Annotated in this window: 25 protein-coding genes; 15 read left to right on the top strand and 10 right to left on the bottom strand. The window is 37.8% G+C overall.

The genetic code is table 11. The features are described 5' to 3' along the window. Window positions 1-127: 127 nt before the first annotated feature. Entirely contained in the window at window positions 128-1,207 is a 1,080-nt protein-coding gene (locus DPG01_RS13885) for a zinc-binding metallopeptidase family protein (protein WP_110975496.1), read from the bottom strand. Window positions 1,208-1,611: 404 nt separating this feature from the next. Here DPG01_RS13885 and DPG01_RS13880 point away from each other — a divergent pair, with 404 nt between their 5' ends. From DPG01_RS13880 to DPG01_RS13870, 4 genes are all read left to right on the top strand, one after another. Further along, the gene (locus DPG01_RS13880) at window positions 1,612-2,103 is read left to right on the top strand and encodes a hypothetical protein (protein WP_110975495.1); all 492 of its coding nucleotides are present in this window, start codon (window positions 1,612-1,614) and stop codon (window positions 2,101-2,103) included. 318 nt (window positions 2,104-2,421) lie between these two features. After that, a complete protein-coding gene (locus DPG01_RS19025; protein ID WP_265733403.1) occupies window positions 2,422-2,544 on the top strand; it encodes a hypothetical protein in 123 nt (40 codons plus the stop codon). Between the two features lie 4 nt (window positions 2,545-2,548). Next, window positions 2,549-3,004, top strand: a complete 456-nt coding sequence (locus tag DPG01_RS13875) for a CopG family ribbon-helix-helix protein (RefSeq protein WP_086210636.1) — start codon at window positions 2,549-2,551, stop codon at window positions 3,002-3,004. Window positions 3,005-3,060: 56 nt separating this feature from the next. Further along, window positions 3,061-4,083 (top strand): ABC transporter substrate-binding protein, encoded by a 1,023-nt coding sequence (locus tag DPG01_RS13870; protein ID WP_086210635.1) that lies wholly within the window; start codon window positions 3,061-3,063, stop codon window positions 4,081-4,083. 650 nt (window positions 4,084-4,733) lie between these two features. On the opposite strand, the gene DPG01_RS13865 is transcribed toward DPG01_RS13870, so the two are convergent. From DPG01_RS13865 to DPG01_RS13855, 3 genes are read right to left on the bottom strand one after another with little or no spacing between them, the layout of a single operon-like run. Further along, window positions 4,734-5,063, bottom strand: a complete 330-nt coding sequence (locus DPG01_RS13865; protein WP_086210634.1) for a DMT family transporter — start codon at window positions 5,061-5,063, stop codon at window positions 4,734-4,736. 14 nt (window positions 5,064-5,077) lie between these two features. Beyond that, window positions 5,078-5,959, bottom strand: a complete 882-nt coding sequence (locus DPG01_RS13860) for an ABC transporter ATP-binding protein (RefSeq protein WP_110975494.1) — start codon at window positions 5,957-5,959, stop codon at window positions 5,078-5,080. Continuing rightward, window positions 5,959-6,903 (bottom strand): ABC transporter permease, encoded by a 945-nt coding sequence (locus DPG01_RS13855; RefSeq protein WP_086210632.1) that lies wholly within the window; start codon window positions 6,901-6,903, stop codon window positions 5,959-5,961. The genes DPG01_RS13860 and DPG01_RS13855 overlap by 1 nt, the downstream gene beginning before the upstream one ends. Before the next feature lie 217 nt (window positions 6,904-7,120). Between DPG01_RS13855 and DPG01_RS13850 the strand changes: the two genes are divergently transcribed. The 8 genes from DPG01_RS13850 to DPG01_RS13815 all read left to right on the top strand — a co-directional run bounded on the left by DPG01_RS13850 (window position 7,121) and on the right by DPG01_RS13815 (window position 12,194). Further along, a complete protein-coding gene (locus DPG01_RS13850) occupies window positions 7,121-7,489 on the top strand; it encodes a hypothetical protein (protein ID WP_004693046.1) in 369 nt (122 codons plus the stop codon). 3 nt (window positions 7,490-7,492) lie between these two features. Then, window positions 7,493-7,918: a hypothetical protein gene (locus tag DPG01_RS13845; protein ID WP_110975493.1), complete on the top strand. Its 426-nt coding sequence runs from the start codon at window positions 7,493-7,495 to the stop codon at window positions 7,916-7,918. Between the two features lie 126 nt (window positions 7,919-8,044). Next, the gene (locus DPG01_RS13840; protein WP_110975492.1) at window positions 8,045-8,296 is read left to right on the top strand and encodes a hypothetical protein; all 252 of its coding nucleotides are present in this window, start codon (window positions 8,045-8,047) and stop codon (window positions 8,294-8,296) included. A gap of 33 nt (window positions 8,297-8,329) precedes the next feature. Then, window positions 8,330-9,055 carry a zeta toxin gene (locus DPG01_RS13835; protein WP_110975491.1) on the top strand — a complete coding sequence of 242 codons (726 nt, stop codon included), beginning with the start codon at window positions 8,330-8,332 and terminating at the stop codon, window positions 9,053-9,055. Between the two features lie 470 nt (window positions 9,056-9,525). Beyond that, window positions 9,526-9,942: a YeeE/YedE family protein gene (locus DPG01_RS13830; RefSeq protein ID WP_110975490.1), complete on the top strand. Its 417-nt coding sequence runs from the start codon at window positions 9,526-9,528 to the stop codon at window positions 9,940-9,942. 1 nt (window position 9,943) lies between these two features. Continuing rightward, a complete protein-coding gene (locus DPG01_RS13825; RefSeq protein ID WP_110975489.1) occupies window positions 9,944-10,357 on the top strand; it encodes a DUF6691 family protein in 414 nt (137 codons plus the stop codon). A gap of 5 nt (window positions 10,358-10,362) precedes the next feature. Continuing rightward, window positions 10,363-11,232, top strand: coding sequence for an MBL fold metallo-hydrolase (locus DPG01_RS13820; protein ID WP_110975488.1), 870 nt, complete (start codon window positions 10,363-10,365; stop codon window positions 11,230-11,232). A 188-nt stretch (window positions 11,233-11,420) separates the two neighbouring features. Beyond that, entirely contained in the window at window positions 11,421-12,194 is a 774-nt protein-coding gene (locus DPG01_RS13815; RefSeq protein WP_086210625.1) for an alpha/beta fold hydrolase, read from the top strand. On the opposite strand, the gene DPG01_RS13810 is transcribed toward DPG01_RS13815, so the two are convergent. The 6 genes from DPG01_RS13810 to tssH are packed head-to-tail and all read right to left on the bottom strand — an operon-like array spanning window position 12,195 to window position 19,779. Beyond that, window positions 12,195-13,163: a M15 family metallopeptidase gene (locus DPG01_RS13810; RefSeq protein WP_110975487.1), complete on the bottom strand. Its 969-nt coding sequence runs from the start codon at window positions 13,161-13,163 to the stop codon at window positions 12,195-12,197. Continuing rightward, window positions 13,160-13,759 carry a hypothetical protein gene (locus DPG01_RS13805; RefSeq protein WP_110975486.1) on the bottom strand — a complete coding sequence of 200 codons (600 nt, stop codon included), beginning with the start codon at window positions 13,757-13,759 and terminating at the stop codon, window positions 13,160-13,162. Before DPG01_RS13805 ends, DPG01_RS13810 begins: the two co-directional genes overlap by 4 nt. 11 nt (window positions 13,760-13,770) lie before the next feature. Beyond that, window positions 13,771-14,568: a type IVB secretion system protein IcmH/DotU gene (gene icmH / locus DPG01_RS13800; protein ID WP_110975485.1), complete on the bottom strand. Its 798-nt coding sequence runs from the start codon at window positions 14,566-14,568 to the stop codon at window positions 13,771-13,773. Window positions 14,569-14,573: 5 nt separating this feature from the next. Continuing rightward, on the bottom strand, window positions 14,574-15,944 hold the full coding sequence (gene tssK, locus DPG01_RS13795) for a type VI secretion system baseplate subunit TssK (protein WP_110975484.1): 1,371 nt from the start codon (window positions 15,942-15,944) through the stop codon (window positions 14,574-14,576). Between the two features lie 5 nt (window positions 15,945-15,949). Next, the gene (tssA, locus tag DPG01_RS13790) at window positions 15,950-17,086 is read right to left on the bottom strand and encodes a type VI secretion system protein TssA (protein ID WP_110975483.1); all 1,137 of its coding nucleotides are present in this window, start codon (window positions 17,084-17,086) and stop codon (window positions 15,950-15,952) included. Window positions 17,087-17,109: 23 nt separating this feature from the next. After that, complete coding sequence (gene tssH / locus DPG01_RS13785; protein ID WP_110975508.1) at window positions 17,110-19,779, bottom strand: type VI secretion system ATPase TssH; 2,670 nt, start codon at window positions 19,777-19,779, stop codon at window positions 17,110-17,112. Window positions 19,780-20,171: 392 nt separating this feature from the next. Here tssH and DPG01_RS13780 point away from each other — a divergent pair, with 392 nt between their 5' ends. From DPG01_RS13780 to DPG01_RS13770, 3 genes are all read left to right on the top strand, one after another. Then, on the top strand, window positions 20,172-20,825 hold the full coding sequence (locus tag DPG01_RS13780) for a hypothetical protein (protein WP_110975482.1): 654 nt from the start codon (window positions 20,172-20,174) through the stop codon (window positions 20,823-20,825). A 36-nt stretch (window positions 20,826-20,861) separates the two neighbouring features. Beyond that, window positions 20,862-21,365, top strand: coding sequence for a type VI secretion system contractile sheath small subunit (gene tssB / locus DPG01_RS13775; RefSeq protein ID WP_086210618.1), 504 nt, complete (start codon window positions 20,862-20,864; stop codon window positions 21,363-21,365). Beyond that, a partial coding sequence (locus tag DPG01_RS13770) for a type VI secretion system contractile sheath domain-containing protein (RefSeq protein WP_171327425.1) occupies window positions 21,358-21,920 on the top strand: 563 nt, incomplete at its 3' end. The genes tssB and DPG01_RS13770, both read left to right, overlap by 8 nt.

Below are 21,920 nucleotides of genomic sequence, written 5' to 3'. Positions count from 1 at the left end.
TTTTTAGCACGGCAGTTATCTATATAGGCTAAACATGTCTTTTATTTTATGACAATTATTACTGAGATACATCAAAGTTCGTGATGTGATCATTTAACTATTTCATATTTGGTTTTAGGGTTTAGGTTTAAGTTATTTCGAGATGAAACGCTTTACCCAACACATGTTTATGAATAAACCGTAATTTATCGAGTACTGGATTGGACAAGGTAAAAGGATAGGCATCCTCTAACCCCATGCTCCGATTCAAAGCATTCAAATTAAAGGTTAGTGTCATCCATTGTTTCAGTAGTAGATCAAAATCTTGAGCGCCTATGGGGTTCTCATAAAAGGCTAAGTCATTCTCGTCTTTCCTGTTGTTTCGAACAATTAAACCTGCGTAGTAAGCGGTTTCTAGCGTATCCATCATATGTAAATAATGTGCCCATGTTTCTGCCCAATCTTCCCATGGGTGTGTACTGGCATAGGAGCTCACATAAAATTTATCCCAGTTTTGTGGTGGGCCATCTTCATAGTGACGTCGTAGTGCTTCGTTATAGTCTTGGCGTTCATCACCAAAAAACTGACGAAATTCATCGACCAGTTCAGGGTGGAGCGATTTAATGAGATCAAAATAATAATGCCCACTTTCATGGCGAAAGTGACCCAAAAGTGTTCGATAATTTTCCCCCATTTTAATACGTGTGGTTTCACGATAAATAACATCTGCTTCACTGGCATTGAGAGTAATGACACCATTGGCATGTCCAGTCAGCACAGGCAGACCTTGTTCTGGCATTAAAAAATTAAAGCGTAGCCCAGAACGGTCATCATCGTTATATTTGGGTCTCGGCATAATATTAAGACGTTGCATTAAATATAAAAAACGGCGTTTAGCATGTTCGAGGCGAGACCAGTAGACGATATGATCAGGATTCTCTAGACTTGGGATGGTATAGGTAAGCACGCATGATTCACAGTAAATATCGCTACTTTCAGCTGGAATGACCCAATTACACACTTGATAATGCTGATAGTTATAGCAAGGTTTATAGCGCTTTTCTTGATATTGTTCATTGAGCGCCAACCAAAGTACGGGACTATGTTGTTCAAAACTCCCCATGTCTTTTTCTGATGCAATATAACCGAGTGTAGTTTGGCAACTCACACATTGTGAGTTAGCAAAAAAGACTTGGTTTTGGCAGGATGCACAAGTAAAAAATTTCATTGGCGGCTGTATCAGTCGTGATCTTTTGGACTTAGTATAATTGATCTTGATTCAGTTCGTCATGCATAGTGATCGGTTTCATTTGTCTTTTAAAACTGAATTGCTGACTGCGTATAATATTTATAATGAACGATATTTGCTTGATGGCTTTTGTAGAAAAGATAATCTTTCCTGTATTTATGCGTGTGCTAGAGCAAATCCATGAAAAATGCGATTAAACATAACTGCTGTTTTCAGTCAGCTACTGTGAGTGGTTTTGCAGATGGTGCTTAATCGTATAAAATTTATATCGTAGTGTAATAAAAAGCTTGATTTAGGCGCAGATTCGTCAAAAATAGTACGTATGTGAAGTCATCCCTTATTTGAACTTTCAAAGTTTTTTAAGTTTCTAGGAGTAAAATATAATGATAATGAACGTATCACCAAAAAAATGGCTACTCATGGGGTTAGGAGCGATGTTCCTTTCGGGTTGTGCAACGACCGCTACAGACCCAAGTCGTCAAAATGTGGGTACGACAGGTTTGCTGATTTGTGCGAAAAATGAGCTTTGTCCAGTAGTTACTGTAAGCTGGAATGAATCGAACAAGGAGCTACTTAAATTAAAAATGCATTTGAATAGTACCTATAACAAATATGATATCCAAAAGGTTGAATTTACAAATGAGCAAAAAAGCCAATCCTTTGCTGTAACAGGCCCTACAGAGCATGATCATGTGTTAGGTGCAAACCGTTCTACGAATTATATTTTAGCGCCTGTGAATTTGATGGGCAGCTTAAAAGGCACGAGCTCAATTAAAATGAATATTTATACTGACAAAGGAATTATCTCTCGATATGTCTATAAAGATGGTGTTTCCGCACCAATTTTGGGTGAGTTCCAGAAAGTATATCAATAAAGAAAAAATCGCCATTTGGCGATTTTTTTTATCTGCCAGATTGATATCTGGATAAGTAGTATTGCCCCCGTATCTTCTTGACGATGGTTATTACTTGGTATGCTAGCTCTTATTTTATAAATGTTTTACTGAAAATCATCTTTGATTTCCCACAATGCACTTAGATGTGTCACTTCTAAAAATAAAAAACAATTCCGCACAAAAAATAAACGTTTTTATGCGCTGTAGCTTTAAATTTGCTTTAAAAAATTGGCATGCATTCTGCTTATTCATTGGTAATACAAAAAACTTTTTTGGTAATACTGATAGGAGTTGCAGATGTCTAAACACTTCAAAGAGAGTTTAATCGCTTTAATCTCCATACTTAAGCTATTTGCCATAGAAATTTTAAGTGCAAGAGCTGGAATTTACATCAAACAAGATTTAACGAAAAAAGGATAACGACGTGTCTAAACCAAAGTTGGCGCGAATCAGTATTACTGTGCCAGAACGAACCGTTGATGCATTGGATCAAAAAATTGTTGATCAACACTATGAAAGCCGTTCGCAAGCAATCGTCGATATGATCAATAAGCATTTGATAGCGGATCAAGAGCAACGTAACGCCGTGATGGTAGGGACTTTCACTTTACTTTATAACGCCAGTGTGACTCCACTTAGGATCCAATTGCTAGATTTACAGCGCCAATTTTTAGAACAAGTCGTGAGCTCATTGCATATTCAATTGGACGAGCAAAAGATTCTAGAAGTGATGATTTTGCAGGGTCTAAGCACTGAGTTAAAAGCTTTAAGTCAAAAATTCATTGCCTTGAAAGGGGTGATTAAAGGGCATTTGGAGCTTATGGATGCCGTAATGCCTCCGATTCCGCAAAACGAAAATCTGAATGCATTGAAATCATAATGCTGTACATCTATTAGAGAGCAACTTTAAGCCTAACTGCATCGGGGAATAGCCTCATGATTAAACACGTATTTTTATCAGTATCTATGGTTTCTGCTACTTTCTTGGCAGGGTGTGACAATACTGCCAAGGTTCCAGAAAAGCAGAAAACGGCATCTGCCTCAACCAACACGCAGCCAATCACCATTGGCTATAGTGATTGGCCTGGCTGGGTTGCTTGGCAAGTTGCAATTGAAAAAGGGTGGTTAAAGGATGCAGGCTTGAATGTTGAATTTAAGTGGTTCGATTATTCTGCATCTATTAACGCATTCTCAGCGAACCAATTAGATGCAATCTCAGTATCGAATGGGGACAATTTGGTCATTGCTTCTGGAGGAACCAAGGGCGTAATGATTATGGCCACTGATTATTCTGCTGGAAATGACGTTATTATTGCGAAAGATGGGATCAACTCAATTTCAGATTTGAAAGGGAAATCAATTGCTGTTGAAAAAGGGCTAGTTGATCATCATTTGTTATCTACAGCATTAAGTGATTATAAAATTCAAGCGACTGATGTGACTTTAGTAAATGCTGTTACCAATGAGCTCCCTCAAGTATTTTCAAGTCCCGATGTTGCAGCAATTGCTGTATGGCAACCCGTTGCAAATCAGGCTTTGAAAGCTGTTGCTGGTTCTAAAATTATTTATAGTTCTAAAGACAAACCTGGTTTGATTTATGACACTTTAACGGTGAATACGGCACATCTATCCTCACATAAAGAAGATTGGAAAAAAATCATACAAGTATGGGATAAAACCGTTAAATACATCAATGATCCGGCAACGCGTGATGATGCAGTCAAAATCATGGCAAAGCGTGTTGGTGTTGAACCAGCTCAATATTTACAATTTATAGATGGAACACATCTACTGGATATAGATGCGAACAAGAAAGTCTTTGCCAAAGGCAATGGGTTAGATTCGATTTATGGTTCAACATATTTTGTGAATGAGTTTAACGTCAAAAATGGTGTGTATAGCACGAAGGTAGATGTTGATGGTGTGATCTTTCCTGAATTGGTCGAAGGTCTGAAATAATACAAATAATTTTTAAGAGGCTTTCTTTAAAAGAAAGCTTCTTTTGTATTTGATGGTTATGTATTTAAAACACTTTCTTTATCAATGACACATACTTCAAGTTTAATCCTGATGCAGTGTGATCATTTCTACTCAGACAAAAGAAAATTCAAGTAATATGACAGCTCTAAGACATTCGTCATCTATTCGGATTTCTTGTAGTGAGGGACTTGGCTCATTGGCATCGGAAATCGTAAAGTCTATCTATAGTCTGGCTCAAATATTGATTTGATTTGGCTTTCTGACTATTGCACTTCAGTTGGGTAAATTAGCTCATGCATGGGCTTTTTGGCAACAACATTAGGGGCATTTTGGGGGCAATCTTAACTTAGATCAAAAACCTCTTTGTTGTCTGCTTTATTTGGAATTTTTGCAAGTTCTGATCATTCTAAGGTTTCCGTACGTCCTTCATCAAGAGAGGGATTTAGCCTCAAGGTTTAATCCCAAAGCTCTCCGTATACTCTTTCATTTTTTCTTCAAGTTGCAAATTGCTTGATGTTTAAGTTTGTCAATTTTAGATCCTAAAAAACTTTTGTGTTTTGACTTAAACGCATAAAAATAAACTTTCAATTTCAGATGATTTGAGAAGAAAGATGCAACTAGGCATCGGGTTAGATTTCAGTACTTTTTGAAAAAACATTAATGATGATGATTCCTATGACCATAAAGGCTAAACCTAACAATGCAGGCGCATCGAGATTTTGTTTGTAGTAAACCCAACCAATGAAGGAAATTAGGATAATGCCTGCTCCAGACCATAGCGCATAAGTGATTCCCACAGGAACAGTTTTCATGGTCAGTGCAAGGAAATAAATTGCAACTAAATAACCCACGACTGTAATTGAGGCGGGTAACCATTGAGTAAATCCGTCAGAAGCTTTAAGAGCAGAAGTTGCAATGACCTCAGCCACAATAGCAATACATAAATATAGATATGACATATCTGATCAGCTCCTTACTTCACATGACTAACTTTCGTCATACGTGGGATGACAGGTAACTCAGCCAAAGCAGGGTCAAGCTCATCTTCATCAGCATGGACAAGTCGATCTACATGTTTGCGTAGTTCTTTAAACTCAGTTGTTTGCATTAAATCTTGATGTCGTGGTCGAGGTAAATTGACCTCAATAATTTCTTTAATTTCCCCAGGATTTGCTTTTAAGGCAACAATACGATCGGCCAACAAAATAGCCTCATCCATGTCATGTGTCACAAAGATGATAGTGATATCAATGTTTTGCCATAGATCTAGCAGATGCCTCTGCATTTTTTGACGAGTATGCGGGTCAAGCGCGCCAAATGGTTCATCCATCAGCAGAATCTTGGGTTCATTGACTAATGCGCGGGCAATAGCGACACGTTGTTTCATACCACCAGATAGTTGATGTGGATATTGGTTTTCATATTTTTCTAAGCCAATAATATTAATCCATTCCCGTGCAGCCGCTTCAGCCGATGCCTGACTTGCACCTTTCATCAGTGGCCCAAACATGACATTTTCCTTTACTGTTTTCCATGGGAATAAAGTGTAGCCTTGAAACACCATGCCGCGCTCAGGGCTTGGACCTGAAATAGGTTGCCCATCTACTAGCAGTTCACCACTGCTATAAGGATCTAAACCTGCCACAACTCGGCTAAAGGTTGATTTCCCACAGCCTGATGGACCAATCACACAGATCAATTCACGCTTATGAATTTTCAGATCTAATTGATTTAAAATTGTGCGCGAGCTTTTACCATGCTGAAAGATTTGGCTTAGTTGTTTGGCTTCTAAGATGACAGGGCGTTGATAAATTTGATTAAAATACTCACGAGCATTAAATTCTGTAGTTCCCATTATTTTGCTCCTACTTTCCATTTAAAAAGATGTTGTCCTAGCTTCATTAAAATCACATCGCAGAGCAATCCAATCACACCAATAATCAAAATAGCTGCAAAAACGTTGTCGAAGTGTTGATAGCGAGCTTGTTGGGTGATAAACCAGGTAATGCCAGATGTTGCGCCAATTAACTCAGAAACGATCAAATAGGTCCAAGCCCAGCCGAGTAGTACACGTTGATTTTGATAAATATCAGGTAATGCTGCAGGGATAATGACGTGAAACAGGCTTTTCGCTTTATTTGTTCCGAGTGTATAACCCGCTTCGATCAGTCCCTGATCAACCATCCGAGTGGTATTGGCAATAATTAGAATTTGTTGAAACAGTGTCCCAATCACAATAATGGCAATTTTCGGTGCATCATTTATGCCGAGAATTGCTACGGCTAATGCACCAAATGCAGGGGCTGGTAGATAACGGAAAAACTCAACAAAGGGTTCAGCAAGTTTTGAGATAGTGCTTGAGAAGCCACAAAGAATTCCAAGTGGAACCCCAATAATTGATGAAATAAAAAATGCAGTGAATACGATTTTGACGCTATGCCAGAGACTTTGATGTAACCATGGCGCATCAGCCTGTGCTGGAGCCGTCGTAAAAGATGTTACTAAAGCTTTCACTACTTCATGTGGGGCTGGTAAGTAGATTGGGTTAACCAGTTTACCTTGAGGAACGGCCAAGTCATGATCAACTGCATTTTGTGCTTCATGATAAAACACAGCTTTATCAACACGGCTTCCTTCTTGTAAAAACGGAACACTACCAGAATCTGTAATTTGTACTTGCGGATGCCAGATAAATGGTAAATAACTTACTGCACACCAAATGAGCATTGGTATTAAAAATGATCCTAAGCTGAGCAAAAATTTGCTTTTAGGACTGAGTTCTCGTGTGATGTAACCCATATTTTCCTAGCCCCAATATTACTTTTTTAATAAAACGTAATACTATTAAGCAAAATAGATGCCAAGCTTTGAGATGGGTTTTATCTGCATATTTTCATTTTAAGCCTGTTTCAATCATGAGTTTTTCATTTAACCCAGTAAATAAGCAAAGCCTTTGGCATAAATATGTTTTAAAATGTGCTATTGATAGACTGATGCTCAAAAGGGGCTGCATCGCATGGCACAAAAGTCACAACAATCTGCACTGAACGAATTGATTGCAGAACAAAAACTACTTTGTGAAGAATTTGACTCTGCTTATGTTGAAGTAAAAGGTGATGATGTCGTAGCTGTCGCTGTGCATACTTTAAATCAAGAACCCATTGTTGGTTTACGTAAAAAGCCTGAAACTGAGGAGAATGTTGCTTGGTTTATTTATGGTGGTGAATTGGGTGAAGGGCAAGACTTTTTTACAACCATGACTGTACGAGAGTTACAAGATATTTTGCCAGATGTACTTCCGTACTTGGCTCTAAGTGAAGGTTACCGTTTTATGATTGATGGTGATGACTATGAAGACGTTTGGAAAGAAGGCGATGAGTCTTAAGATATGAAAAAACAGACATGGACGTTGCTTAGTTTTTCGTTATTTTTATTATCGCTTCTATCAACCCAGAGTTATGCAGAAACAATAAAACTGACTCAGGCGCAATATGACCAGAAAATGGCTGAATATACCGCAACGGTGAATTCGACTAAAACTGTTCTAGATTCAAAAAATAACCAAGCAACTGCAACAGAGATGAAAACTGCATTTTGTCAGCGTATGGATGCTTATCATCAAATTGCTGCGCTGTCCAAGGCCAATATTGAGTTAAGTACAGCACCTGTAATGTTGATGGTGGCCAACCGTTATCTTGAACAGCAAGAGAAAAGCTTAACTGATAGCGGAATGAATGAAAGTGCTTTTTGCCCAACGGCTAAAGCTTTAAAGCTTGAAGATACGAAACGAGTCAAAAGTAAAGTAACTCAATAAGACAACACGGAATTAGCGTAGATATTAAGATCTAATTTATTGTTTCAGTGTGCTGTATAAATAGACAATGTGCCCGATTGTGTTAAGATAAATAAAATCAACCATCGTTTGAGTAGGAGTTGGTGTATGGCAGCTTATACCGACATTAAAGCAGGCAAATATGAGGATGATATGATTCCTAAACTTGCTATTCGTGCTTTTCATGATGCTTTTTTAAAGGCAACTACGCGTTCATCTGTGGTTTATGCAAAAGCTGAGCAATTGGTTGAGCGTGATATTCACGGTAATGAAACTGTTTTACAGGACTTAAGTAGTGCTTATGTCGATGTAGGCGTTTTACCGACACTGACACGTAAAAAGAAACGCGCAACTGTATAGATTGATATGCCACCTCGACAACCTAGAATAAGAATGTTTGCAGGGCCGAATGGTTCTGGTAAAAGCACTGTTAAAGATTACCTCTTGCCCCAACATATTGGGGCATATTTAAATGCAGATGAACTCGAACAAAATTTAAGACAAAGCCAACGCCTTGATTTATTGCATTATCATCCTTCCTTAAAAGCATCAGAGTTGGTCACTTTTTTAAAAAGTAAGAAACGTCCTCAAGCGGGACAGTTCGTGACTTTACTTGCGCATGAACCAATTGTGCTAGATGAATGGAAGATCGAGTTTAAAACTAATGAAATCGACTCTTATCTCTGTGCACGCATTATTGATTATATTCGGCTTGAGTTTCTGCGCTTAAAAGTCAGTTTTACTTTTGAGACGGTAATGTCGCATATCTCTAAAGTTGAATTTCTCCGGGAAGCGAAACGTCAGGGTTACAAAACCTATCTATATTATGTTTCAACAGTAGATCCACAAATCAATATTGCTCGAGTTAAGTATCGCGTCAGTGTAGGCGGACATCCAGTTCCTGAACAGAAAATTATTGAACGTTACTACCGTAGTATGGATCTGCTCATGCAAGCCGTAGAATGCTGCGATCGAGCCTACTTGTTTGATAACTCTTCTGACGGTATACAAGCGTCTTTTCTTGCAGAAATAGAAGCAGCTGAAACCTTAAAAATGAATGCCGCCGTGTCTAAGCTACCAAGATGGTTTGCAGAACGCGTATTATCAGAATTCCAATAAACTGCTTAGAAAAAGAGTCGATTATTTCATTACTTTTCATATATATACCTACATAAAAATATAATCAAACGTCGTAAATGTGTTTCATAAACCTAAAATAATAATCATGATGTAGAAATGTACCCATAACTCTATTCAGTTTCTTTAAATGAAAACTATAATGAAATAAAACGAGATAAGTTAAGTATTTCTAATCTAAAAAAAGGTCGAATAGAAAATCCCTCGGGGATATATTCAAGCTTTTTACATTATTGTGAAGAATAACTATGTAAAAGAAATGGTTTAAGTTGTCAGCTGAAGTGTTAAAAATTTGGATAATGGACTAGCAGACTTCATTGAGCTATCCCAAGGTAGATGGATGCTCCTGTAAACAGCTGTTATATGTAGGCATAGCATGATTAGAGACAAAGTACACTTGATTATTTTTATATTTTATATATTATAAATATATATTATATGGGTGATTGCCAATGCACGATTTTGCGTGGTCTTTTTTAGGTGGAATATTACTCGGCATCTCCGCCGTTGGATATTTATATACCAATGGACGAATTGCGGGAATTAGTGGTCTGGTCTCTCAAGTTTTAAACTTAAAGGGGATTATAAATACGCCTGCACTGTGGTTCTTATTGGGTCTGTTTATTATTCCGTTTATATACGCAGCTTTTGTTCAACCTGATATTCATATGGAAGCGACACCTTTCATGTTAATTATTGCGGGCGTATTGGTAGGTTTTGGCACTCGTTTAGGCTCAGGTTGTACCAGTGGGCATGGTATTTGCGGTATTAGTCGCTTATCCAAACGTTCAATCATCGCTACGATTAGTTTTATGTTCGCAGGCTTTATCACTGTGTATATCGTTCGACATATGCTTGGAGCAATCTAAAATGAGAAATGTTTGGGCATTCATTTGGGGCGGATTATTTTCAATCGGTCTCATGCTTTCAGGAATGTCGAATCCTGCAAAGGTGATTGGTTTTTTAGATATTTTCGGGCAGTGGGATGCCAGCCTAGCTTTTGTGATGATGGGTGCAATTGCAGTTGCATTTATTCCTTTTCAGAACGCTGTACGTCAGTCACACCCACAAACCTTTTATGGTGAAGTCATACAACTTCCTAAAAATACCAAAGTCGACCGAAAATTGATCCTCGGCAGTCTGCTATTTGGTATAGGTTGGGGAATTGCAGGAATTTGTCCTGCACCGAGTTTCACTTTGATTGGGTTGGGGTATTATCAAGCGATCTATTTTGTAATTGCGATGTTCATCGGCGTGTTGCTACACCGTAAAGTGATGGAGTAAATATCATGATGCAAACAGCTCAAGTCAAAGCCTTTTTTGACTCTGCAACTAACACCTTTAGTTATGTGGTGAGTGATCCAGAAACTCAGCGCTGCGCCGTGATTGATAGTGTGCTGGATTATGATGCAGCATCGGCAAAGACTAATACAGAGCAGGCTGATTTAATCATTAGTTATATTCAAGAAAATAGCCTAAGCGTAGACTGGATTTTAGAAACACATGTGCATGCGGATCATTTAAGTGCTGCACAGTATTTAAAGCAAAGACTAGGTGGAAAAACTGCTATTAGCCATAAGATTGAGATCGTACAACAAACTTTTGGTGAGATTTATCACTTAGATATTAAGAGTTTAAATGCTACGCAGTCATTTGATTACCTTTTTGCAGATCATGAGACATTTTTGATAGGCAACATAAAAGCATATAACCTTCCAACCCCTGGCCATACACCAGCGTGTTTAAGCTATGTCATTGGCGATGCTGTTTTCGTAGGGGATACCTTGTTTATGCCTGACTACGGCACATCACGTTGCGACTTTCCTAAGGGAAGTGCAGCAACGTTATTTGACTCAGTGAGAACTTTGTACACATTGCCAGATCAAATGCGGATGTTCTTATGCCATGACTATTTGCCAGAGGGCCGGGATCATTATCAATATGAAACGTCCGTTTCTGTACAAAAACATGAAAATATTCATATTAATACCGAAACACAGAAAGTTAATTTTATCGAAATGCGCAATCGCCGTGATGCAACTTTAAGTATGCCAAAATTGATCTTGCCAGCCATTCAAATCAATATGTTTGCAGGAAAATTTCCTAAACCTGAAGAAAATGGTGTTTCTTACTTAAAAATTCCGCTGAATTATTTTTAAAACCGAAATTTGACTCAAAAATTTAAGCGGGTATTAGACACAATACATATATATGATATTTTAAATTTAGCCTAAGCAAATTTACATTCAAAATAGCCCAAGCAGATTTGAATAAAAATCAAAATGTCATTTGATTTATTCACATTAAAAATTCAATATCTATAGAAATCAAATACAGTAAGTTTTATATGATTCTCAATTATCAATTTCATCAAAATGAACAACAAACAGCAAAAACACTGGTATTCGTTCATGGTTTATTCGGCAGCTTAAGTAATTTAGGAATGCTTGCTCGACACTATTATGCGAGTCATCATGTATTACAAGTCGATGTTCGTAATCATGGTTTATCTGCACATTCAGATGCTATGACTTATGAATTGATGGCTGCTGATCTGATTGACACTTTGGATGAGCTTAATATTGAACACTTTTCTTTAATCGGCCATTCTATGGGTGGAAAATTGGTCATGAAAGTGACAGAAGTGGCAGGGAATCGGTTAGAGCAACTTGTGGTGCTGGATATTACGCCTATTGCGTATAAAGAAAATCATCATGAGCAGATTTTCAAAGCATTATTTTCAGTGCAAAAAGCTGATATTGAAAATCGCCAGCAGGCCATTGAAATTATGCGTGAATATCTCAAAGAAGAAATGGTAATTCAATTTTTACTAAAGTCTTTTAGCAAAGGAAAATGGTTGTTTAATGTAGATGCCCTGTATCAGAATTATGCTCAAATTCTTTCATGGGAAAATATAAAAACATGGCAAAAACCTGCATTATTTATTCGTGGTGGAAAGTCACCTTATGTAGAAAAGCCCGAATATATGGATGCGATTCAATCGCAGTTTTCTCAAGCGCAGATTCAAACGGTTGCAGATGCTGGGCATTGGTTGCACGCAGAAAAGACTTCAGAAGTCTTAGAAATCATGAACCAATATTTGGATCATGACTGCAACTGACTAATTTAAATTTGCTGCTAAAAGTTGCCCCTCGGAGGTCAACTTTTCAGCCATCTCAGCGGTTTTTTTTAAACCAGGCATTCGATACTCGGTATGTCCATAGTCTTGGATTGACGTCCAACGTCCGCCCCAAGTTAAACCGACAGATTCTGCAACTTCGCCATAGAGCTGATAGCCACGCATCGCCCATGGGTCTCGTTCAGAAATAACGACTTTTCCATCTCGCTTAAATGCGACATCGGCTGCCAAGCCAAATTGGTGGTAACTTTGATAACCACGAGCGAGCGTTGTATTTTTATTAGTGGCTAGGGAATTTTGGCGTTGTGGACTACGATAGCCCTCAAGCAGTACCAGCTCATAACCATGTTGATCACGCATGATTTTAAATACCATTAGTAGACGCTGCTTATAGCGCGGGTTCATTTTATGCCATTTACGGTCAGCCGTTGCTAAACTGTCATACGAATGGGCAGAATGTACATCCTGAATACTCGGGTCGTAACTCAAAGTACTGGCTTGAATAGAATTATTATTAAGATCCGCTTGCTCAAGCATACTTGCTTCAACTATGGCCGCAGCAACCAATGATTCTTCTACTTCTGGTGGTGGCGATAAAATTTGTCCCTCGAGTAATGCATAAATTTGTGGATCTGATTGTCTTAAATAATCGGCTTCAATCTTAGTAGGCGTGACAGGGCTAGTAAATGCAAACATCAAGATACTGGTAAATAAAAGGAGACCTGCAACTAATATCCACCATTGCTGAATATGCCAAGAGGATTGTAATTGCTCAGGTGCCGCAGCATTATTGATGTGTTGCGCAAACTGACGAGCAGACTGAAACTTTCTTTTTCCTTGAGGAATTAACCCGACAAAAAAATCGGTAAACTTTGTTCTTAATTCATAGGACAGTGCCAAACTGAGTCCTAATGCCAGAATTAGAAAAGTAGAAAAAAGAGCATAGATCATGGTGTGGTAAGAGCCACATGTTTAGTTTCCACGGCGCGTGTTGTAATCGTTGTTTGTACATCTCCTACAGAAGATTCCTCTGGTATATCCAAAGATTGCTGTGGCCTAGTTATTTTTTGTGGGCTCTGTTTTTGCGAATGAACTGAACTGCGTGGAGAAGTATTCTGATTTTTATTCTCCTTGTTTTGAGATATTGCATTCGTCGTCGGCTTTGGTAAAGCTGTGGTTAATGCTTGGGGCCGGCGTAGAAAAGCTTTACTCAGCTCATCATCTTTGGGTTGAATAAATTCAGTAGATGACTCTGGATCACTGGTTGCTTGAGGCTGATTTGAAGCATTGACTTTGCTCGCCTCAAAAATAGCTTCGGGTTCGCGCGTTGGCATTTCATTGTCTATTGCAGTTGTTTGATCTACAGCTGGGTTTTGGTTCACTTGGAGGGATGTATTTTTTTGTTGTATAAAAAAGTAAGTAAAAGCAATGCTTGATGTTAAGAGGATACCCACACAAAAACCACCCACGGCATAGAGCATGGGTGCAGGTCTTTTCTTTTTTGCTGATGTCAAAATTTTGACTGAAGTTTGTTTTTCACGAGTCATGGATTGAGTTCTTAGGGCAAATGGATTGTGATATATGCTTGTTCAGTAGGTGCTGAAATGACATTTTCATATTTAGCTAAAGAACTCGTATTTTGTTTAGACAACATGTAGTACAAGCCACCAAAGGCTAACAATGCAAACATTACCAAGAACAGTAAAACCCAATAGAACGGTAGTTCGCGGTGAATCATGTGTTTAATTTGATCGGGCAGAGAGGCAAAGGGAGAAAAGGCAGCCTTTTTCCCTTTTAAATAGTCAATTTCATCCCCCACACGTGCTACCAAATGATTTAAATTTTCTATAGACTCAATACGATATTTACCGTGAAAACCCAACAGCATGCAGTAATGATAAACTTCTAGAGCACCTAATCGACCATGTCCTTTACGACGTAGTTCCTCTAATATTTCGAAAAAACGATAACCTGCAAGTTGTGACCCAAATAAACTCAGTTGTAGGGGGCTAATGAGCCAGCTATTTTGAAGCTCAAAAAACTGTGTATCTTGCTGAGTCACAATGGTTTCATCTAATAATGCACAGTAGGCATATTTAGCGTCTAGAATATCGTCTGCAGAAAACTGTAATTTTCGTGCTTGGTTTTCAAAGCGATCGAGCAATGCAATAACTTTTTCACGAAATTCCGTGACACTGCTAGGGATATATTGGTTTTTTAATAAAAAAACGATATAAAAACCATCATGCAATAAATCGACTAAGTTCGAGGTACTGGCAGTTTTTGCGGCTATAGGTGGTGAAACTAAACCAGTTCCAATTTGTCCATCATCAAAAAGTGAAGGGGCATTATTCATTATTATTATCCTTGGCCATTCATAACCACAATCAATTCAACAGCAATATCTTGAAACCCCGCTGGAATATAAATACAAATCGACTCGGCATCTAACATACGTTGGTATAAGTCATTATTCGGTTCGATTTCAAAGTAACTCACGCCAGACCGGACAGGAATCGCTGTTGGCACTTGTACTAAATGTTGTAACGGTACGGCTGGAAGTGCAGCAACTACACGTTGTTCAACGTCTATTGTATTGCCTACTTTGAAACGTAAAGGAACCAATTGAACCAGTTCGTGGGTTTGCATCATACTGCTTGAAACAGCCAAGTACAGCCTTGAATCACGTGTAATTTTGTCTGACTCTAAACGACCTAACCAATAAGATGGTCGGGTTTCTTTCAGTAGAATACTGATGTAACGGTTTGAAATAATGGTATCCAATAAGTCACGTAAAATGATATCAATCTCAGAAAAGCTTTCTTGTAAATGAAGATGTTGATAACGTGGTAAATGTTCCACATCATGTGCAGTCGAGAACGTGAGTAAAGAACCTGTTAAGCGCAATAACTCAAAATAAAGTCGTTCTGGGTGGATATGTGGGTATTGCAATAAATGATTTAATGTTGCATGTGCTGTATTCAGTGCATTGACCAACCAAAATGACACAATATCACCAGAGCGGAACTCAATCAGTTTCTGCTCATTTTCACGATTATTACTTTGAATGGTCTTAATTTTCACTTTAATGACATTTAAAGTACGTTTTAGACTTGAAATGAGGTTCTCAGATGACTCAATGTGCAAAATTGGGGGAATAAAATGGCGATCAAACTCAAATTGCCCAGAGCTTTGACGTTTAATCTTTGCTAAAGCTAGATATAAAAATCCATCAAGTTCTTGATTAGGCTCAATATTAGCATCTAATAATCTGAACTCGGCACGGCGGTGTAATAATGTGATATCGGCTTCGCTGGCATCTGTAAATAAGTCATGAGTCGAAGTCAAATAAGAATGATAACGACCCAGTTGCGTACTATTTTCGCTGGTTAAGTTCCTCTTGTTGGCTTGCACAATTGGAAGTGCTAAATAGACTAGAACTTCGCCACGCAGGTTGAGCTCATCTAATAAAACGGGCGATGGTAATAGATCACGCATAGGCGCCTGATAAATTTCTCCATCTTGCCAAATCACCTGAATGCTTTCGAGCGCCAAGACATGCGTTTGTAACTGAGCTTCGTCAAATTGTACTCTTTGAATGCCATAGGCAAATGGAATGGTCGAGCGAATCGTATGATTCAAGCGTTGCTCATGATAAGCATCTTGCAATTGAAAATGTTGAGGACGTAAGAAGAGACCTTCGCCCCAAAGTATTTTTTCTGCTTTAAACATGAAGATTACCAGTTATCAGATTCATTAGATTGTGGTTGTACACCCAAAAGTTCTTGGATGTTAAGGAGTGGATTTTCATTTTTAATGACTTGATTTAGCCACTCGTGAAGTGGCATCTGATTCCACTTTATAGTTTTCTGCAACATGTAACTTACGGGACTGTGTGGTTCATTAGCTTGGAAATAGTCTGAGATATCTTGCAATACACGCATTGCTTGTTCACGATTTACGAGGTGATTTTGCGGTTGCACCTTAAAATTTTGAGGCATTGGTGATGTATTCTCTAAGCTGATTTGTTCTTCTTGTTGCATCAATGAAAGTCTTTGGCTACTTATCATTGCTGGTGTTGCTGATTCTGTCGATGTATTGATGGCATGTGTTTGCACAAAAACATCAGTTTTATAGAGTTTCTTTAAACTGATATGGACATTTTCAAGCTGCGTATCAATAGCTGCAAAGCTAGGGGCATCGAGTCCCATGAGGCGATCTAACACACTTTTGAGTTGAGACCATTCGGCTAGAAGTGCTGAAAAGTGTTGATAATTTTGATATTGAAATGATTTTGATGTATTAAATAAACTGTGCTCGAACTGTTCAATCCCCTGAGATTGGACAGTATGATTTTCCTCGTAATTTTCGATTTGTTTTAATTGCTGATTTTTTTGTCTCAGCATCGCTTCGTAGTCACCCAGTGAAAACTGAGGAGAATGTGTGATTGGAACTCGTTTAATCAAGGCAACCAATTGATTGATTGAACCTTGTAATAAACCTAAACGTTGATCTAAATCATCTTCTTCCATTTCAGGATGTAACTGTGTCCAATAGTTGCTCAGTGTCCGATGCATTAGCTCAAGTGCTTTGGTTATGCCTTCAAATCCATACAAGTGGGAGCAAGCTTCAAGTAACCAGCCCAGTAAACGAATGTCTTTTGATTTTTCAGTTAAAAGCTCAATAGATTTTTGATGTACAAAATGCCAATCTGCTTGTTTGGGTTCAGCAACCCAATCTCCTTGATCGAGTAGTGGATCATCTTGAGTTTTTGCAATTTTAATGGCATGAAACTCATTGGAAAAAGATAGATCTTGTCCACAAGGATAGTCGCTTGAAATAGGAGACAGTAAAGACTCAAGTTCTAAGCTCATAATTCGATACTCTATAAATTGGGTTAGGCTTGATCTACTTGTTTTTTATTCGGCTGACGTTTTTTGGGAACTTTTGTTTTTTCAATTGGATCTAAACGGTAGGTGATTTCATCATCTTTAGCATTGATATAAATCACTTTAGGCACATTATCTTCCGCTAATGCTATTAAAATTTCAGTTGCTAAAGCAGGCAATACCGTAGCATTTAAAATGTGATCTATATTACGCGCACCGCTATCGACTTCCGTACAGCGGCTCAATAGCAACTCGACTAAGTCGTCTGTATAGTGAACTTTGGTTTGATACTGTTTTTCAAGACGAGCTGTTATTTTACTGATTTTATGATGAATAATTTCAACTAATAAATCATCATGTAAAGGTAAATACGGAACGATCTGCATGCGTCCTAAAAATGCAGGCTTAAATTGTTTATATAGACTTGGCTTTAGATGTTCAATTAAGTTTTCTGCGCTTGGCCATGTATCAACAGGTTGATTGATGCAAGCTTGCATAATTGCAGTTGAACCGACATTTGATGTTAAAAGGATCGTGGTATTTTTGAAGTCAATAAGTCGGCCTTCACCATCTTCCAGTGTCCCTTTATCAAAGACTTGATAGAATAATTCTTGAACATCATTGTGCGCTTTTTCTATTTCATCGAGCAGGACAACACTATAGGGATTCCGCCGAACAGCCTCTGTTAATATACCGCCTTGTCCATAACCAACATAACCAGGAGGAGCACCTTTCAAAGAGGAAACAGTATGTGCTTCTTGATATTCAGACATATTAATCGTAATAAGATGTGATTCTCCACCATAAAGTTCATTGGCTAAAGCAAGAGCAGTCTCAGTTTTACCTACACCACTTGGACCAACAAGCATGAATACACCTTGCGGTTTGTTCGGATCATCCAGTTTTGCTTTAGATGTTTTAATACCCTGAACCAGTTGATGAAGGGCATAGTGTTGTCCCATGACGCGGGCTGAAAGCTTATCCTCTAATGTTAAAATCTGTTGGATTTCATCATTCAACATATTGCCGACAGGAATACCTGTCCAATCTGAAATAATTTCAGTAATCATTTGCGCATTAACACGTTCAAAGACCAATGGACTTTGACCTTGTATTTCAGCTAATTCTTCACGTAATGTTGCAATTTCTTTTTGAACATTTTGATGATTTAAATCTTTTTGTCGTAGTTTAATCTTTTCAACGAGTGAACGCTCTTTGTGCCATTGCTTTTGTGTCAAATTAATCTCTGTATCTAGCAGTGTTAGTTTGTGCTTTAAATCTTGTAAGCGTTCATGATGAATTGGCAGATTCTGGTGCTCATTCTCCAAAATTTTGTATTCAAGTTTTAGATTATGTTGTTGAGCCAGTTGTTGATCTAACTTCACAGGCTGCGCATTTTGGGTGAGCGCAACACGAGCAGCAGCCGTGTCGAGTACACTAATGGCCTTATCAGGAAGTTGACGACCACTGATATAACGATGTGAAGAATTTACTGCAGCGATGACTGCTTCATCATCTATATTGAGATTAAAATGTTTGGTCATCACGGGAAGCATGGCACGTAACATATCAATAGCTACTTCTTCTGTTGGCTCTTCAACTTTAATGACTTGGAAGCGTCGGCTAAGAGCCGCATCTTTTTCAAAATATTGTTTATATTCAGCCCAAGTCGTGGCTGCAATGGTACGTAACTCACCACGTGCCAATACAGGTTTTAATAAATTAGCAGCATCATTTTGTCCTGCTTGTCCACCTGCACCAATTAAGGTATGTGCTTCATCTATAAATAAAATAATAGGATGGCTCGAACTTTGAACTTCTTCAATCACCTGCTTTAAACGATTTTCAAATTCTCCTTTAACACTCGCACCAGCCTGTAATAGCCCCATATCGAGAATATGAAGTTGTACATTTTTTAAAGCGTCAGGGACTTGGTTGTTGACAATTTTGAGTGCAAGACCTTCGACAACTGCTGTTTTTCCTACACCTGGTTCACCTGTCAGTATGGGGTTGTTCTGACGTCGGCGCATCAAAATATCAAGCATTAAACGGATTTCAAATTCACGCCCAATGACTGGATCAATTCGCCCATTTTTAGCTTTGTCAGTCAAATTAATGGTGTATTGATCCAGCGCTAATGTCTTGTTTAAAGTGGGAAGTATTGGAACGTCAGTTGGTGTTAAGACTGTTTGCTGATAGCAATCTTGTTCACTACTGTTAGTGCATAGGTCTATAAACTTATGCTTCATTGTATCAATTGGAAATAGTTCAAAAAGACTCGAGGCACGTGATGCGATTTGGTACAAATCAGGCGCAGTTAGTAGTGCAATCAATAAATGCCCAGTTCTAATGATGGAATTTTGTTCAGCAGACGCAAGTAACCATGCCTGTTCTAATAAACGAACTATAGATTGGGCAAAAATTGGTGTCCGAACATTGCCCTTGGGTAAGTGCGAAAGGCTGAGCTGTAAATCAATAACTAAATCTGCATGAGAAATATTGTATTTTTCCAGTAATAAGAGAAGGTCATTTGTCTCTGATTGTGACAATAATTCCAGAAAGAAATGTTCAATTTCAATTTCATAATTTTGTTGATTAATACAACTATTTGCTGATTTTTCTAACCCAATACGTGCGTGATTAGATAGTTTCTTAATTAGAATTTTAAGGTTATTCATATATAACTCAGTCATGGTTTATAGCAAGGCTTTAACAAGCAATCATGTGCCAATCGCAATTTGTTTTTTTTGGTTAAAGCTAAATTTTTTTATAAATTAGTGTTTTATGTTTAATTTAAAATACTATTTTTTGCTATTTTATATATATGACCTAAGAATACACAAATCATTTTTAGATAAAAAAGATATAAAATTACAAAAAGAGAACATAAAAAGATCAAAATTCTTTTGTTCGGAACATTTATTTCTTGACTTTAGGTGGGATGTTTTTGTTAAATCTCAGTGTATTAAATAACCAATAAAGAAGCGAGAGTTTAGGTCGCTAAATATTAATTTGAAGTTATACCCATAATAATTTTAATTTTTTATTCATAATAAGTTTGAGGCAAATTTTGAAAAGTTACTATTTTATTTTATCTACATCCATTCTATTGGCTGCGACGTCACTTGCTTTTGCAGACACAGAAGGTGTGATTCAGCTAAGCAATAAGTGTATTAAGGCATATCCACTGGTTAGTGGAGAAACTGATCAGAATTTACTGCATTTATATATGCAGCTTTGTGATAAGAAAAATAAAAAAGATGATGTCTTAAAAAATCAGCTCTCAGTTCAGGCGGCAAAACGCTATCAAGAGCTTGGGAAAAATTATAAAGCGTTACAATTGGTTGAAACATTAAATGCTCAAAATATACAGCACTCTTCACTTACAGATACGCGGTTTTTAGCGGGTATTGCGATTGCAAATGCAGCATTAGACTATATGCGCCAAGAAGAAATGCGTTATTTATCAGCAGACTTAACCTATCCGCCTGCTAAAAACTTGTCACAGAGCATACAAAATTCTCTACCAGCACCAGACACCAGTGACGCAAAAGCAGTTGTGCTGAAGACCTCCAAAAAAACAACACGCAAGCCTGCTGTTACTAGTTCTAAAAAAACAACAAAAAAGGTAACTACTCAGCAAGTAAAAACAAAAAAAGTTGAAAAAATACAATCAGTTGAATCTTTAAATAAATCGAACGCAAATCCATTTAATGCGCTTTAAAACTTAAATTGAAAGAATAACGAACAGGATTTTTACATGGCTAAACGTGAAAGTGTACAGAAAAAGCTACAGCGCATTCGACCACCGCGTGTCCAATTAACATACGATGTTGAAGTGGGGGATGGTAAAGAAATTAAGGAATTACCTTTCGTTGTGGGGGTTTTAGGAGATTTTTCAGCAGCCTCTGAACTAGAAAAAACCAAGCTTAAAGATAAAAAATTCATTAATGTTGATTTAGAAAACATTGATGAAGTTATGGAGTCATTATTGCCTCGAGCAACTTATCAAGTTGAAAATACTTTAACTGATGACGGTGGTCGAATGTCAGTCGATCTGACTTTTAAATCTATGGAGGATTTTCGTCCTGAAAATGTAGTTCAGCAGGTCGATCCATTACGAAAGTTGGTAGAGGCACGTGAACGTTTGACGGATTTACGAAATAAAATTTCAAACAATGAACGTTTAGAAGATTTGTTAGATCAAGTTTTACAAAATACTGACCAAGTGCGCAAAATGAGTGTGGAGGCAGAGAATGAATAATTTTCAATCTACAGCAGTAGCTCAAGACACTACAGAAGAATTTACGTTATTAGACTCAATCGTTGAAAGAAGTCGTATAGCGCGTAATGAAGAAGAACATGATCGTGCTAAAAGTCTAATTGGTGAATTAGCTAAAGAAGTGATGGCTGGAACAATTACTGTTTCAGAAAATATGACCTTATCTATTGATAAACGTATTGCAGAAATTGATGCGCTCATTTCGACTCAACTCAGCAGAATCATGCACGATGAACAATTTCAAAAAATTGAATCGACATGGCGTGGTTTATATTATTTTTGTCAGGAAACGCCATCTAATCCGCTTATTAAAATTCGGATGTTGAATACTACAAAAAAAGAGCTAATTAAGGATTTTCAAGGTGCAACAGATTTTGATCAAAGCACACTGTTCAAAAAAATATATGAAGAAGAGTATGGTTCATTTGGTGGAGCGCCATATGCCACATTAGTTGGTGATTTTGAGTTTGACCGCACGCCTTCAGATATGTATTTGCTTGAACAAATTTCGCATGTTGCAGCAGCAGCACATGCACC

It is taken from the genome of Acinetobacter sp. WCHAc060042 (genome assembly GCF_003231195.1).
GTDB lineage: Bacteria > Pseudomonadota > Gammaproteobacteria > Pseudomonadales > Moraxellaceae > Acinetobacter.
The sequence above is the reverse complement of the archived record's forward strand: the minus strand, read 5'-3'. Positions and strand labels throughout refer to the sequence as shown.